Origin of the sequence: Paracoccus homiensis, assembly GCF_900111675.1 — a bacterium.
GTDB lineage: Bacteria > Pseudomonadota > Alphaproteobacteria > Rhodobacterales > Rhodobacteraceae > Paracoccus > Paracoccus homiensis.
The window spans coordinates 1-13584 of the sequence record NZ_FOHO01000013.1; the positions used below are offsets into that span (position 1 = coordinate 1).

Genomic DNA, 13584 nt, shown 5'->3' on the forward strand with positions numbered 1-13584 from the left:
GGATACAGCGCTGAACACCTTGTGGCCTGACCGCGATCGCTAGCAGGCTGATCCCGCCTCTCTTCACCGTCTCGAACAGTCGACGGCGGCCCGTTTTGCGGGACCGCGAAGCATAAGGAAGAGAGAGTGATATGATGCCAGCAGCAGCCGTGATCGGCATAGATGTTTCCCGCGATTGGCTCGACGGCTTTTGTGCGTCGAGTGGGCGACGGCTCCGCCTGCCCAACACCGCGGCCGGCCATGCGGAACTTCTCACGCAGCTCCACGATTTGTCCCAGCCAGTGCGGGTCGGATTTAAGGCAACGGTCGGTCAGGAATGGGTGCTCCGGTCCACGCTTGTCGCGGCCGGGGTGGAGGCTGTGCAACTACCACCGGCACAGATCAAAGCCTTTGCCCTTTCCCGCGGGGCACACGGGCAAAGACCGACCGGATCGATGCCGAGTTCATCGCGAGGTTCATGCCATTCAGGCCTGAAGCCGGGCGGAAACTGCCGGGAGAGAACCTGCGTGTTCTCAGGGCACTAACAACACGCAGGGCGCAGGTGGTAGAAATGCGCAAACGGCTTTCTGCACAGATCGCGGCGCGCAGAAAGCAACAAGTCCCCGCCGATCTCAAGGGCATGGATGCCAGCCTCATGGCAATGCTGGACGCTCAGATCGGTGACCTTGAGCAGCGGATCAAAGGCGTCATCGAGCAGGAGGCAGCGTCGGCGGCAAAGGCAAGGCTTCTGCTGTCCATCCCCGGGATTGGCCCCGTCTCTGCGGCCATGCTGATCGCGGAAATGCCGGAACTCGGGCGGATGACATCCGGTGAAGCTGCGGCGATGACCGGCCTTGCTCCCATCCCGCACGACAGTGGCGCAATGCGGGGCAAGAGGGCAATCGCCGGAGGACGGCGCGCATTGAGACATGTCCTGTTCCAGGCCGCACTGGCTGCAGCCTCTCACAACCCCGTTCTGAAGCCAGTCGCACAGGCCCTCAAAATACACGGGAAACCCCACAAGCTGGTCATCGTCGCCATCGCTCGAAGGCTGGTTACAATCGCAAACGCCATCCTCAAAACCGGCATCCCCTGGCAACCCCAGCCCGATAGCTGAACACAGTTGCTAGGCGCAGGGGACGCCCGCAAGGCCCCTGCGCGGGCGTTCCCGATCCTTCTGCCCCTTTGTCCCGCGATCCCTTCATCAAAGCCTTCCGCAGCCCCCCTCGCTGTGTTAGCGGCCATCCGCCAGCGGTATCGCCCCTGCATTGGGGGGCGGATGCCGGCTGTGCGCTGACACCCGGACAGGGTTCGCATCGACCGGCGGGCGTTTTCACGCATCGTCACCGGGGCCCGTGTCCCACCGCATCCCTGGCCCGTCATGCCGGCCAGAGGGGGTCTTGAAGGAGGCAAAATGAATGCTGTCGTAGTCGCCGTCGTCACGATGATGGTGCTAAGCCTGATCCGCGTGCCCGTGATCGTGGCGCTGATCGTGGCCACATTGGTCGGCGGGCTGGTGGCCGGGATGCCGATCGGGGATATCGTCACCGCGTTCGAGTCCGGGCTTGGCGAAGGTGCGAATATCGCGCTCTCCTATGCGATGCTGGGGGCCTTTGCGGTTGCGCTGTCGCGGTCGGGGCTGACGCATCTGCTGGCGAACCGCATCGTGGGGCTGGTGGGGGCCCGCAGTTCCGCGACCAACGGGATGTATGCGGCAATGGTGATCTATGCCGCCTTCCTGCTGACCGCGACCCTGGCCGAGACGCTGGTGCCGGTGCATATCGCCTTCATCCCCATTCTGGTGCCGCCGCTTCTGGCGGTCATGAACCGGCTGCGGATCGACCGCCGCGCGGCGGCCTGTGCGCTGACCTGCGGGCTGATCTTTGCCTATATGCTGCTGCCGGTGGGCTTCGGGTCGATCTATCAGGACAAGATCCTGACCAAGAACATCAACCTTGCCGGGGCCGAGCAGGGCTTTGCGATCACCGCCTCCAGCGTGCCGATGGCGATGCTGATCCCGTCGCTGGGAATGATACTGGGCCTGCTGGTCGCGGTGGTGTTTTCCTACCGCAAGCCGCGCGATTATGCCCTGGCCGAAATCGGCGCAGGCGCGGGCGAGACCGCCGCCGCCGGGGATGGCATGACCCGCCTGCAACTTGGGCTCAGCCTGGCCTCGATCGCGGTCGCGCTGGGGGTGCAGCTGTTCAGCGGCTCGATGCTGCTGGGCGGGCTGGTCGGTTTCGGGTTGCTTAGCCTTGGTGGGTTCTTTCAGTGGAAAGAGGTCGATGACGTCTTTGTTCTGGGGCTGCGGATGATGGCGCTGATCGGGTTCATCATGGTCACCGCGCAGGGCTTTGCGGCGGTAATGCAGGCCACCGGCGCCGTGCCCGCGCTGGTCGAAAGCTCGGCCGCGCTGATCGGCGACAGCAAGGGGTTGGCGGCCTTCGTGCTGTTGGCCGTGGGACTGCTGATCACGATGGGGATCGGGTCGTCCTTTTCGACGGTGCCGGTCATCGCGCTGATTTATGTGCCGCTGTGCATCAGCTTTGGCTTCTCGCCCATGGCGACCATCGCGCTGATCGGAACGGCGGGCGCGTTGGGCGATGCCGGATCGCCCGCGTCGGATTCGACATTGGGGCCGACGGCGGGTCTGAACGCGGATGGCCAGCACGATCACATCTGGGATACGGTCGTGCCGACCTTCCTGCATTTCAACCTGCCCTTGCTGGTGGCAGGCTGGATTGCGGCAATGGTGCTGTGACCCGGCACGCAGCCTTCAGGTAACCTCTTCCGAACGGTCGGTGGCCGGTTCGGGGGGCTGTGACAGCGCGGTGATGCTGTCACGGATCTGGTCCGGCAACCGGTAATCCAGCGCCCGCAAGGACGGCTCCAGCTGTTCGGCGGAACGGGCGCTGATGATCGGGGCGGTGATGTCGGGATGATGCGCCACCCATGCGACCGCCAGCGTCGCGGGGGATTGGTCCAGCTGATCCGCCAGATCGGCCAGCCCGGCGGCGGTGTCATGCATCCACGCGGCCCGATAGCGGGCCGCGTAGGTCTTGTCCCGGGTCAGGCGGCCTGCCGCGCCATCGCGGTATTTCCCGGTCAGCAGCCCGCCCCCCAGCGGGGAATAGGGCAGCACGGCGATCTTCTGATCGCGCGCCATCGGCAGGATCTCGGCCTCGACCTGCCGTTTGACAAGGCTGTACATCGGCTGGATCGCCGCGATGCGCAGCCCGAAGCCCGCAGCGACATGGGCGGCCTTCATCACCTGCCACGCCGCGAAATTCGACAGGCCGATATTGCGGATCTTGCCGCCGGCATGCAATTCGGCCAGCGTTTCGAAGCTGTCCTCCAACGGGGTGTCAGGGTCCCAGCGGTGCAGATACAGCAGATCGACACAGTCCAACCCGTGGCGTTGCTGGCTGATGCGGAACTGTTTCAGGATGTTGTCGCGCCCCGATCCGCCCGTCGCGGCCAGTTTGGTCGCGAAGAACAGGCCCTCGCGTTCGGGGCGGACCATCTGGCCCAGCCATTCCTCGGACAGACCGTCATTATAGCCATGCGCCGTGTCGAAGATGTTGATCCCCGCGAATCGGCAGCGGTCGTACATCGCGCGGGCGGCGTCTTGGTCGGCCCCGCGGCCGAATTGCATCGCCCCAAAGCAGAAGCGCGAGATCGGCGTGCCGTCGATGGTGGTCAGCATGGATGCCCCCTTACAATTGCCGCAGGCGGTGGCGTTCCAGCAGCTCCAGGATCATGTCCCGCGCCTGTTGCCGATGGGCGCGGTGCAGATCGCGTGCCGCCGTCGCGTCGCCGCGCAGGATCGCCTCGTAGACGCCCTGATGGTCGCGGTTCGACTGCACCGGCAGCGGTCGCATGAACAGCGTGACGGCCCGCGCCCGGCGCACCTGATCGCCCAGCATCGCGACGATCGCGATGACCCGCGAATTGCCGCCCAGCCGCACCAGTTCGGCGTGGAAGCGGTCGTCGGCCTGCGCCCATGCCTCCAGATCCCGTGCCTCGAGGCTGCGGTCCATGTCGGCGATCGCCTGCGCCAGCGCGGCCAGATGGTCGGCATCATGGCACCGTTCGGCCGCGCGTTCGGCCGCCAGGCTTTCCAGTTCGGTCAGCACGTCATAGATCTCGCGCATGTCGGTGGGCGACACGGACAGGATCCGCACGCCCTTGCGCGCCCGCAATTCCAGCAGGCCCTGGCTTTCCAGCGTCCGCGCGGCCTCTCGGACCGGGGTGCGGGACATGCCCAGCCGCTCGGCCAACTCGCTTTCCAGATGATCCGACCCCGCAGCCAGCTCGCCCGAAAAGACCAGCCGCCGCAGTTCCGCGATGGCGCGGTCGGTGTTCGAGATCGCCTTGTCTTCCTGTCCCATCACATCACCCCAATGCCTGCCTGCTGCCGGTTTCGGCGGATCGGTATGTCGCGGCCTCGATCCGCATCACCTGCAGATAATCCCGCGCAAGGTTTTCCAGCGGCGCACCGTCCAGCAACCCCGCGACGACATGCGATTGCAGATGGTGGACGCAATCGCCGCCAAAACCCTGATGGGTGTCGGGCGGCAGCAGCACCGTGGTCGCGCGTTCACCGAAGCGGCGCAGCGCGACGGCACCGTCGCCGGTCAGCGTGATCGTGCCTGCCGTTCCCTCGACCAGCGCCTCGCCCATGGTGCGGCGGTGGTTGTCGGCGGCATGGTCGAGGCAGCGGTTCCCATCCAGAAGCGCGCGCACCCCGTCCGGGTGTTCGAAGATGACATGGCCCGCATCCTCGCCCGCGATCACCGGGTTGATGCGCCGCAGATCGGCATAGACCGACAGCGGCGGCCCCAGCAGAAAGCGGAACGTGTCGATCCAGTGCACGCCGGTCTCGCGGATCAGGAAGCGCGGCATCTGCTGGAAATAGGGCTGGCGGTCCAGATAGGCACGCGGCCCCTGACCGTCGCCGGGACGCAGCCGGAAGGTCAGTTGCAGGACCTGCCCGATATCGCCCCGGTCCAGTGCCGCGCGAATACAGCGATACCAGGGCTGAAAGCGGAAATTTTCGTGGATAACGATGGTCGCGCCCACGCGCTCGGCCTCGGCCAGGACGGCTTCGGCCTGGGCCAGGTCGGTGCAGAAGGGCTTCTGGCAGATGATCGCGCGGATGCCTGCGGCCAGCGCGGTGCGGATCGCCTGCGCATGGGCGGCGGGCGGCAAGATGATGTCCAGAAGATCGGGCGCGGTGGCCTTCAGCATCGCGGACAGGTCGTCAAAGGCCGCAAGCCCGGTCGCCTGCGCCCTGGCAAGATCGGTGTCGCAGGCCCCGACGGGTTCGACGCGATCCATCCGCGCCCAGCTGTCATAGTGGAACTGGCTGAAATAGCCCGCCCCGATGCAGGCCACGCGCAATGTCTTGCCCTGTGTCATCCGATCCTCCGCAATCCTTGCACCAATACCCGTCGCGCATCGGCGTTGACAATGCATAGATTAACGTATACGCAATCAAATGCAACACGATACACAACTGCTGGGAGGAGGGGTTGATGAAGATCTTGCTTGCGGGGGCCGCGGTCCTTGTCGCGGGGGCGGGTTCATCCGTCATGGCGCAGGAATATCCCTATCGCGATATCACGAATGCGGTCGTCTGGGGTGCCGGAGGGGGCACGGATTCGATCAATCGCATGATCATGGCCGAGATGGAGGCGCATCTGCCCGTCTCGATCAACGTGATCAACCAGACGGGCGGCGTCGCCGGATCGAACGGCATGGTCTATGTGATGAACCAGCCCGATGACGGCTATACGCTGGCCGGGATTTCGGAATCGAATGTCACGGCGGCGGTTCAGGGCGGTTGGGACAAGAAGTTCGACTTCTGGTATCCCTTCGTCGTCGGCGGATCGCCGGACCTGATCTCGGTCCCCGCGGACAGCCCTTATGGCAGTCTGCAGGATCTGGTACAGGCCGCGAAGGACGATCCGGGCAGCATCCCGGCGGCGGCGTCGGGGGCGGGGTCGATCCATCACCTTAACCTGCTGGCGATCGAGAAGGGCGCGGGCGCGGAATTCAAGTTCGTGCCCTATCAGGGATCGGCCGCCGGGCAAGAGGCCGCGATGGCGGGCGAGGTCGCGCTGGTCGTCACCTCGCTGGCGGAACAGGCGGCGCTGATCGAGGGGGGCGAGCTGAAGCCCCTTGCCATGCTGACCCCCGAAAGCGCCGAGATCGCGGGCATGACGGTGCCCTCGGCCTTCGATCTGTATGACGGGCTGGATGCCTATCTGCCGCTGAAACAGGCGATCGGCTTTGCGGTGCATGCCTCGGCCCCGGACGAGGTCAAGGCGACCCTGACCGAAGCCTTCGATGCCGCGATGGCGGGCGATGCCGTGGCCGAATGGGCGGCGACGAACCATTACGACATCGGCGGCCAGTCCGGCCCCGAGGCGCAGGCCCTGTTCGCGAACCTGGAAAGCAACTTCGCCTATACGCTGCAGGAACTGGGCGTGGCGACGGTCGATCCGGCGACACTGGGCATCGAGAAGCCCTGATCCCGCAACGTCATGCCGGGGGCGTCCGCGCCCCCGCCGCGCCGAAGGGAGGGCGCCGATTATCATGGACGAAGAAAGGCTGATCATGCGGGCACGGGATTTCTGGGCGTCCATCGCCCTGATCCTGCTGTCGCTGTTCTTCATCTGGCGCACGCTGGACATTCCGCTGAGCGGCGGCACGCAGGGCGGCGTGAAGGGCGTCGAGTGGTTCAATTCCGCCGCCATCGTGCCGCTTGGCATCTTCTGCGCGATGCTGCTGCTGTCGGTATCCCTGCTGGTGCGCAGCATCCGCGAAGGGGGCGCCGCCCGCGCGCTGGACGCGGCGGGACTGGGCTGGAACGGCCCCGAGGCGATGCGCTTTGCCACGCTGATGGCGATTTTCGTCTTCTATGTCGTCGCGCTGGTCCCGCGCGTCGATTTCGTCATCTCATCCGGGTTGCTGATCACCGCGCTGATCTTCGGCTATCACACGGGCGACCGGGGGCGGATGCTGCTGGCGACGGCGGCGGTCGTCGTTGCGGGCCTGGCGGCGCTGCTGCTGCATTTCCCGCAGGCCGAATGGAACGCGCATGGTGACGACTGGATCGCGCTGGCGATCTGGGCGGGGCTGGTCGCCTGGATGCTGATCGTGGCGCGCGGCGAACGCGTGGCCCGCATCACGCCACTGATCGCCATCGCTGCGCCGCTGGTGCTGATCTGCGCGATGGCTTTCACCTTCCGGCAGAACGTGCCCAATCGCGGCGGGCTGATCTTCAAGCAGATCGAGTACCATTTCTACGTCACGCTGCGCCCGCTGTGGAGGGATTGATGGAGTTCGTCCTTTCGCAACTGGCAGGTTTCGGCCATGCCTTCGGGGCGCTGGTCGCGGACCCGCTGACCTATGTCTATCTGCTGGGATCGGTGTTCCTGGGCATCGCCTTCGGCGCATTGCCGGGACTGACCGCGACGCTGGCCGTGACCATCCTGACCGGGTTCTTCGGCAACAAGATCCCGCTGGATTATTCGCTGATCGCGCTTCTGGGGGCCTATGTCGGGGCGATCTATGGCGGGTCCTACCCCTCGATCCTACTGAACATTCCGGGCACGGCGGCCAGCGCCGCGACCGCGCTGGACGGGCACCCGCTGGCGAAATCGGGTCGCGGCGGCGAGGCCTTGGGCCTGACCACCACCGCCAGCTTCATCGGCACGCTGATCGGGACCTTCGCGCTGCTGATCTTCGTCTGGGCGCTGCTGCTGATATCGAAGAACATCGCCAGCCCCGAAAAGGCCCTGCTGGCCCTGTTCGGCATCCTTCTGTCCGGCGCCCTGATGAGCGAGGATCTGGTCGTCAAGGGCTGGATCGCGGGGCTGATTGGGCTGGCCATGGCGATGGTCGGCATGGACCCCCTGCTGTCCGAGCCGCGCTTCACCTTCGGCTGGTCCTACATGCTGTCGGGGTTCCAGGTGGTTCCGGTGCTGATGGGGGCCTTTGCCATCCCGCAGATCATCGCCGGAATGCGGCGGACGCAGGCGGGCACGCTGACGCAGCTGAACGACCGTATCCTGCCCAGCTTTGCCGCCATCCGCCGTTACCTGCCGACGATCACGCGGTCGGGGGTCATCGGCACCGGCGTCGGTGCGCTGCCCGGCGTGGGCGAGGATGTGGCCGGCTGGGTCAGCTATGGCGTCGGCAAGACCGTTTCCAAGGAGGGAGAGAAGTTCGGCAAGGGCTCGGTCGAGGGGCTGCTGTCCTCGGAGACCGCGAACAATGCCTGCATCGGCGGCGCGCTGATCCCGCTTCTGGTGCTGGGCATCCCCGGATCGCCGCCCGCCGCCGCGCTGATGGGCGCGTTCATGATCAACAACGTCATTCCCGGTCCCACGCTGGACCCCTCGATCATCCTGCGCGTGGTCGCGATTCTGGTGCTTGCGTCCTTCACGATGTTCCTGATGGGGCTGTTCACGGCGCGGGTCTTCATCCGCATCCTGCGCATCCCGCAGACGGTGTTCCTGCCGGTCGTGCTGATCCTGACCACCATCGGGTCGTTCAGCGTGGGCGGCGGGATCAACGACCTGTACCTGATGCTGGGCGTCGGGGTCGTCGCCTATTTCATGAACATGCTGGCCTTTCCCATCGCGCCGCTGGTCATCGGGGTCATCCTGGGCGGCATGTTCGACGAGATGTTCCGCCGCTCGCTTCTGCTGTCGGACGGGGATCTGTCGGTCTTTGCCTCGCGCCCCGGTGCGGCGATCCTTCTGGCGCTGAATGTCGCGCTGATCGCCAGTCAACTGCCACCCGTGAAACGCGCCTTCGGGCGCATGCGTCAAAGGATCGCGTGACATGTATGCCGTGACCGTCACCTTCACCATCGCGCCGGACCGGATGCAGGATTTCCTGCCGCTGATGCTGGCGAATGCCGAAACCTCGCTGGCGGACGAGCCGGGCTGCCGCCAATTCGACGTCTGCACCGATCCGGACCTGCCGGATCAGCTGTTCCTGTACGAGATCTATGACGACCGGGCGGCCTTCGACGCGCATCTGCAATCGGATCACTTCCGCAGCTTCGATGCGCAGGTCGCGGACATGATCGCGGACAAGGCCGTCCGCTGCTGGGCCGAGGTCCGCTGATGCAGCCGTGGGAGGTTCACGCCGTCAAATATGCCGACCGCAACGCGCGGACCCGGCGCGACAGCTTCGTCTTTGACGACAACCACGATGCGCCCCATGCGATGGATTATTTCATCTGGGTGCTGCGGCAGGGCGATCGGGTGATCCTGGTCGATACCGGCTATGACGATGCCGAGGCCGCCGCCCGTGGTCGCCCGATTCGCATGGACCCGCGCACCGCGCTTGCGCCCCTGGGGATCATCCCCGAGGCTGTGCGCGATGTCGTCGTCACGCATCTTCATTACGATCACGCGGGCGGGCTGCACCTGTTCCCGAATGCGACCCTGCACATGCAGGCGGCGGAAATGGCCTTCGCGACCGGGCCCTGCATGTGCCACGACCACATGCGCGCGCCCTTCACCGCCGGCCATGTCTGCGAGGCCGTGCGCAGGCTCTATTCCGGGCAGGTGGTCTTTCACGAGGGCGACGCGGAACTGGCGCCGGGCGTCAGCCTGCACCGCATCGGCGGTCACAGCCGGGGCCTTCAGGCGGTGCGGGTGCTGACCGGCGCGGGATGGATGGTCCTGGCCTCGGACGCCGCGCATTACTATGAAAACGTCCTTGCGCGGAAACCCTTTCCCATCGTCGTCGATCTTCAGGACATGCTGGACGGCTTCGACCGCCTGCTGCATCTGGCCGACCGACCCGAGCTGATCATTCCGGGTCACGACCCGCTGGTGCGCCAGTGTTTTCAGACCGGTGTCGCCGATCACATTACCCGGCTGGACACCGGCCCGATCCGCAAGGTGCCGGGATGAGCGAACAGGCCAGACTGCGCGAGGATATCTGTCGCATCGCGAAATCCATGTTCGACCGTGGGCTGACCTGCGGGGCCTCGGGGAACATTTCGGCGCGGCTGTCGGATGGCACGGTGCTGATGACGCCCACCGGCAGCTCGATGGGGTTTCTGGACCCGGCGCGGATCAGCCATCTGGATGCCGGGATGCGGCATCTGTCGGGCGACCCGCCGACCAAGGAAATTCCGCTGCACAGCGCCTTCTATGACACCCGCGCGGCAACCGGGGCCGTGGTGCATCTGCATTCGACGCATTCGGTCGCGCTGTCCATGCTGCCCGATACCGACGACGACAACATGCTGCCCAGCCTGACCCCCTATGCGGTGATGCGGCTGGGCAAGGTGCAGCGGCTGCCCTTCTTTCTGCCGGGGGATCCGGCGATGGGCGATGCGGTACGGGGGCTGGCGGGGCGACGGTCCGCGGTGGTTCTGGCCAATCACGGCCCTGTCGTTGCGGGCAAGGATCTGTGGGCGGCCAGCTTTGCCATCGAAGAGCTGGAAGAAACCGCCCGGCTGACACTGCTGACACGCGGGGCAGGGGCAATCGGGCTGACGACGGCGCAGATCGACGCCCTGGTCAGGAAATTCGACATCGAGTGGTAAGGAAAAGGACGCGCGGATGACTTCTGCTGCACGCATTGCGCTGATCAAGGGCGACGGGATCGGCATCGACGTGGCCGAGGCTGCGATGGAAGCGGCCCGGACCGCCTGTCGTCACGTCGGTGCGCCCGCGCTGGAACTGGATGAAATCCAGGCCGGTGCCGGATATTTCGAACGCACCGGACAGGATATCGAACCGGGCGGCGAGGAACGTGCCGGGCGCGCGGATGCGATCTTTCTGGGCGCGATCGGCCTGCCCGCCATCCGCCATGCCGACGGGACCGAAATCTCGCCGCATCTGCGCCTGCGCGACCGATACGGGCTTTATGCAGGGATCAGGCCCGTGCGCGCCTATCCCAACGCGCCGCAGCGTCTGGCCGATCCCCGTGCCGCGGGGCTGGACCTGATCATCCTGCGCGAAAGCACCGAGGGCCTGTTCTATTCCGCCGCCGCGCATGGGCGTGCGCAGGTCATCGGTGATGACGAGGTGCGCGAAACCCTGCGGATCACGCGGGCCACGACCGAGAAGCTGCATCGTTTCGCCTTTCGGCTGGCCGAAAAACGGCGCCAGCGGGGCAAGCGGGCGCGGCTGACCTGTGTGGACAAGGCCAATGTGTTCACCTCGATGGCGTTCTTTCGCAAGATCTTTGACGAGGTGGCGGCGGATCATCCCCAGACGCAGATCGGCTATAATTATGTCGATGCGCAGGCGCTGGATCTGGTGCGCAGACCGTGGGAATTCGACATCCTGGTGATGGAGAACATGTTCGGCGATATCCTTTCGGACCTCGCGGGCGGGCTGGTCGGCGGCATGGGCATGGCCGCCTGCGCCGAGATCGGCGACACGACCGGCCTGTTCCAGCCCGCCCATGGCAGCGCCCCCGACATCATGGGGCAGGACAAGGCGAACCCGCTGGCGGCGATCCTCAGTGCGGCGCTGATGCTGGATTATCTGGCCGAAAAGACCGGCACCGCCACCTATGCCCGCGCCGCGCTTGCGATCGAGGATGCGGTCGAGGCGGGTTTTGCCGCCAATCGGCTGCGCCCGATGGAATTTGGCGGCGACATGGGCACCTGGGCGGTGACACAGGCCGTGCTGGCGGCGATGCCGGTGACAGCCGCGCAGGATACGCAATGATCCGGCGGCATTCGGGAAAGGACAGCTGATGGCGGTGCTTCTGGGGGCGATTGCCGATGACTTCACCGGCGCGACCGATCTGGCGAATACGCTGGTTCAGAACGGGATGCGTGTGGCTCAGGTCATTGGTGTGCCCGACGCGCAGACCCGGATCGGTCAGGCCGATGCCGTGGTGATCGCCCTGAAATCGCGCACCGCCCCGGTCGCGCAGGCGGTGTCGCAATCGCTTTCGGCACTGGAATGGTTGCAGGAGCGCGGGGCACGGCAGATCCTGTTCAAATATTGCTCGACCTTCGATTCGACGTCCAAGGGCAATATCGGTCCCGTCGCGGATGCGCTGCGGGCGCGGATCGACAGTGATTTCGCGCTGATCTGCCCGGCCTTTCCGGCCAACGGGCGCACGATCTATCAGGGGCATCTGTTCGTCGGTCAGCAATTGTTGTCCGACAGTCCGATGAAGGACCATCCTTTGACACCGATGCGCGATGCCAGCCTGCCGCGCCTGATGCAGGCCCAGTCGCACGCCAAGGTCGGCTTGATCCCGCATGAGGTCGTCCGCGCGGGTGCCGAGGGCATCGCGCAACGGATCGAGGCGTTGCGCGCCGCGGGTGTGGGGTTCGGTGTCGCAGATGCGATTTCCGACGACGACCTGCGCGCGCTTGGCGCGGCCATTGCGGATCATCGGTTGATTACGGGCGGGTCGGGCATCGCGATGGGCCTGCCCGACAATTTCCGCAAGGCGGGCCTGCTGGGTCCGGCGCAGCCGCCAGTCGCCACACAGGCGACCGGCCGCGCCGTCGTGCTGGCCGGCAGCTGTTCCGAGGCGACACGGCGCCAGATCGCCTTTGCCGCCCAGATCTGGCCTATCCGCAAGCTTGATGTGGATCGCATCGCCGCGGGCCATGATGTGGTCGCGGAAACCCGCGACTGGGTAACGGCGCAACCCGCGCATCTTCCGGTTCTGATCCATGGGTCCGCCGACCCCAAAGAGGTGCGCCAGACCCAGCGCCGCCATGGCAAGGCCGCCGCTGGCGAGATGGTCGAAAGAACCTTGGGCGATCTGGCCGTGGCATTGCGCAGGCAGGGGTTCCGGCGGTTTGTCGTCGCGGGCGGCGAAACCTCGGGCGCGGTCGTCTCGGCGCTGGGGATAAAGGCGCTGCGTATCGGTCCCGAAATCGCCCCCGGCGTCCCTTGGACCGAAACATTTGATCGCGACAGGCTTGCACTTGCATTGAAGTCAGGAAATTTCGGTCAGGACGATTTCTTCAGCCGCGCCTTTTCGCAAGGCAGGTAGTGGAAGGCGACACTGAACTTGAGCCTGCCGTATCGCGGTGAACCCTGCCGATCGGTGGATGTGCGCTACAACGCCAGGCCGGTCCCGCGGCCGCCGCAGCTATCTGGCCAATGAATTCTTGTGGATGACTGAGGCCTGGGCACAAGACGACAGCTATCAGACCGGGGATCTGGCTGATCTGGTGCAGTCGGTCATCGGCACTGACGGGACCGCCGATGGTGCCCTTGGCTTTCTGAACGAAGGGGGTGGCAGCTGCGTCGCCTATCCTTCGATACAGGTGGCGCGGCGCCGGAACTGGTCATCAACCGGAAAGATGGGCCGGCCGGTACTGCCCAAGGGCAGCACTCAACTATAAGCGTCTGCGCGCTGGCGAAGAGGCTTGGGTTGAGCGATGGTCGCGACGGGGCGCTGCTGATCCAGTCGTTCCTGAAGATCGCGATAGGCGGCGTTATGCGAATATGCTGCCAGCGCCGCTTCGATCAGTTTGCAGTCTTCGGCGGTGACGTAGATCCGAAAAGGGGCGTTATTCGATGAAATGCTCATTGGAATTACCTTCAACAACCTTAAGATGAAGGTACCCGCTGACGGCCCCGG

General features: G+C 65.5%; 15 protein-coding genes. 11 read left to right on the plus strand and 4 right to left on the minus strand.

The annotated features are described in order from the left end of the window. Positions 1 to 316 precede the first annotated feature (316 nt). Together BMX67_RS14815 and BMX67_RS14820 are read left to right on the plus strand one after the other, a co-directional pair. The gene (locus BMX67_RS14815) at positions 317 to 1096 is read left to right on the plus strand and encodes an IS110 family RNA-guided transposase (protein ID WP_217645870.1); all 780 of its coding nucleotides are present in this window, start codon (positions 317 to 319) and stop codon (positions 1094 to 1096) included. 297 nt (positions 1097 to 1393) lie between these two features. Then, positions 1394 to 2740, plus strand: a complete 1347-nt coding sequence (locus tag BMX67_RS14820; protein WP_090736679.1) for a Na+/H+ antiporter family protein — start codon at positions 1394 to 1396, stop codon at positions 2738 to 2740. A gap of 15 nt (positions 2741 to 2755) precedes the next feature. On the opposite strand, the gene BMX67_RS14825 is transcribed toward BMX67_RS14820, so the two are convergent. The 3 genes from BMX67_RS14825 to BMX67_RS14835 are packed head-to-tail and all read right to left on the minus strand — an operon-like array spanning position 2756 to position 5400. After that, positions 2756 to 3685 carry an aldo/keto reductase gene (locus tag BMX67_RS14825; protein ID WP_090736680.1) on the minus strand — a complete coding sequence of 310 codons (930 nt, stop codon included), beginning with the start codon at positions 3683 to 3685 and terminating at the stop codon, positions 2756 to 2758. A gap of 10 nt (positions 3686 to 3695) precedes the next feature. Beyond that, positions 3696 to 4370: a GntR family transcriptional regulator gene (locus BMX67_RS14830; protein WP_090736682.1), complete on the minus strand. Its 675-nt coding sequence runs from the start codon at positions 4368 to 4370 to the stop codon at positions 3696 to 3698. A 4-nt stretch (positions 4371 to 4374) separates the two neighbouring features. After that, complete coding sequence (locus BMX67_RS14835) at positions 4375 to 5400, minus strand: Gfo/Idh/MocA family protein (RefSeq protein ID WP_090736683.1); 1026 nt, start codon at positions 5398 to 5400, stop codon at positions 4375 to 4377. 116 nt (positions 5401 to 5516) lie between these two features. Between BMX67_RS14835 and BMX67_RS14840 the strand changes: the two genes are divergently transcribed. The 9 genes from BMX67_RS14840 to BMX67_RS14880 all read left to right on the plus strand — a co-directional run bounded on the left by BMX67_RS14840 (position 5517) and on the right by BMX67_RS14880 (position 13345). Continuing rightward, positions 5517 to 6515 (plus strand): Bug family tripartite tricarboxylate transporter substrate binding protein, encoded by a 999-nt coding sequence (locus BMX67_RS14840; protein WP_090736685.1) that lies wholly within the window; start codon positions 5517 to 5519, stop codon positions 6513 to 6515. A 64-nt stretch (positions 6516 to 6579) separates the two neighbouring features. Continuing rightward, complete coding sequence (locus tag BMX67_RS14845; protein ID WP_090736686.1) at positions 6580 to 7323, plus strand: tripartite tricarboxylate transporter TctB family protein; 744 nt, start codon at positions 6580 to 6582, stop codon at positions 7321 to 7323. Beyond that, positions 7323 to 8834, plus strand: a complete 1512-nt coding sequence (locus BMX67_RS14850) for a tripartite tricarboxylate transporter permease (RefSeq protein ID WP_090736688.1) — start codon at positions 7323 to 7325, stop codon at positions 8832 to 8834. Before BMX67_RS14845 ends, BMX67_RS14850 begins: the two co-directional genes overlap by 1 nt. A 1-nt stretch (position 8835) precedes the next feature. Further along, a complete protein-coding gene (locus BMX67_RS14855) occupies positions 8836 to 9123 on the plus strand; it encodes a putative quinol monooxygenase (protein WP_090736689.1) in 288 nt (95 codons plus the stop codon). After that, complete coding sequence (locus tag BMX67_RS14860; protein ID WP_090736691.1) at positions 9123 to 9920, plus strand: N-acyl homoserine lactonase family protein; 798 nt, start codon at positions 9123 to 9125, stop codon at positions 9918 to 9920. Before BMX67_RS14855 ends, BMX67_RS14860 begins: the two co-directional genes overlap by 1 nt. Further along, positions 9917 to 10561 (plus strand): 3-oxo-tetronate 4-phosphate decarboxylase, encoded by a 645-nt coding sequence (gene otnC / locus BMX67_RS14865; RefSeq protein WP_090736692.1) that lies wholly within the window; start codon positions 9917 to 9919, stop codon positions 10559 to 10561. Before BMX67_RS14860 ends, otnC begins: the two co-directional genes overlap by 4 nt. A 16-nt stretch (positions 10562 to 10577) precedes the next feature. Then, complete coding sequence (locus tag BMX67_RS14870) at positions 10578 to 11696, plus strand: isocitrate/isopropylmalate dehydrogenase family protein (protein ID WP_090736694.1); 1119 nt, start codon at positions 10578 to 10580, stop codon at positions 11694 to 11696. Positions 11697 to 11724: 28 nt separating this feature from the next. Beyond that, positions 11725 to 12990, plus strand: coding sequence for a 3-oxo-tetronate kinase (gene otnK, locus BMX67_RS14875; protein ID WP_090736695.1), 1266 nt, complete (start codon positions 11725 to 11727; stop codon positions 12988 to 12990). A 124-nt stretch (positions 12991 to 13114) separates the two neighbouring features. Then, complete coding sequence (locus tag BMX67_RS14880) at positions 13115 to 13345, plus strand: hypothetical protein (RefSeq protein WP_090736697.1); 231 nt, start codon at positions 13115 to 13117, stop codon at positions 13343 to 13345. Here the strand turns inward: BMX67_RS14880 and BMX67_RS14885 are convergent. Next, entirely contained in the window at positions 13336 to 13533 is a 198-nt protein-coding gene (locus tag BMX67_RS14885) for a hypothetical protein (RefSeq protein WP_090736698.1), read from the minus strand. The two genes, BMX67_RS14880 and BMX67_RS14885, sit on opposite strands and share 10 nt — an antisense overlap. Between the last annotated feature and the right edge of the window lie 51 nt (positions 13534 to 13584).

Excerpts from the sequence above, each read along its gene's own strand:
- BMX67_RS14870 (WP_090736694.1), top strand. The coding sequence starts at position 10,578 with ATGACTTCTGCTGCACGCATTGCGCTGATCAAGGGCGACGGGATCGGC.
- BMX67_RS14830 (WP_090736682.1), bottom strand. The coding sequence starts at position 4,370 with ATGGGACAGGAAGACAAGGCGATCTCGAACACCGACCGCGCCATCGCG.
- otnC (WP_090736692.1), top strand. The coding sequence starts at position 9,917 with ATGAGCGAACAGGCCAGACTGCGCGAGGATATCTGTCGCATCGCGAAA.
- BMX67_RS14820 (WP_090736679.1), top strand. The coding sequence starts at position 1,394 with ATGAATGCTGTCGTAGTCGCCGTCGTCACGATGATGGTGCTAAGCCTG.
- BMX67_RS14835 (WP_090736683.1), bottom strand. The coding sequence starts at position 5,400 with ATGACACAGGGCAAGACATTGCGCGTGGCCTGCATCGGGGCGGGCTAT.
- BMX67_RS14885 (WP_090736698.1), bottom strand. The coding sequence starts at position 13,533 with ATGAGCATTTCATCGAATAACGCCCCTTTTCGGATCTACGTCACCGCC.
- BMX67_RS14825 (WP_090736680.1), bottom strand. The coding sequence starts at position 3,685 with ATGCTGACCACCATCGACGGCACGCCGATCTCGCGCTTCTGCTTTGGG.
- BMX67_RS14840 (WP_090736685.1), top strand. The coding sequence starts at position 5,517 with ATGAAGATCTTGCTTGCGGGGGCCGCGGTCCTTGTCGCGGGGGCGGGT.
- BMX67_RS14855 (WP_090736689.1), top strand. The coding sequence starts at position 8,836 with ATGTATGCCGTGACCGTCACCTTCACCATCGCGCCGGACCGGATGCAG.
- BMX67_RS14850 (WP_090736688.1), top strand. The coding sequence starts at position 7,323 with ATGGAGTTCGTCCTTTCGCAACTGGCAGGTTTCGGCCATGCCTTCGGG.
- BMX67_RS14860 (WP_090736691.1), top strand. The coding sequence starts at position 9,123 with ATGCAGCCGTGGGAGGTTCACGCCGTCAAATATGCCGACCGCAACGCG.
- BMX67_RS14880 (WP_090736697.1), top strand. The coding sequence starts at position 13,115 with ATGACTGAGGCCTGGGCACAAGACGACAGCTATCAGACCGGGGATCTG.
- otnK (WP_090736695.1), top strand. The coding sequence starts at position 11,725 with ATGGCGGTGCTTCTGGGGGCGATTGCCGATGACTTCACCGGCGCGACC.
- BMX67_RS14845 (WP_090736686.1), top strand. The coding sequence starts at position 6,580 with ATGGACGAAGAAAGGCTGATCATGCGGGCACGGGATTTCTGGGCGTCC.
- BMX67_RS14815 (WP_217645870.1), top strand. The coding sequence starts at position 317 with ATGGGTGCTCCGGTCCACGCTTGTCGCGGCCGGGGTGGAGGCTGTGCA.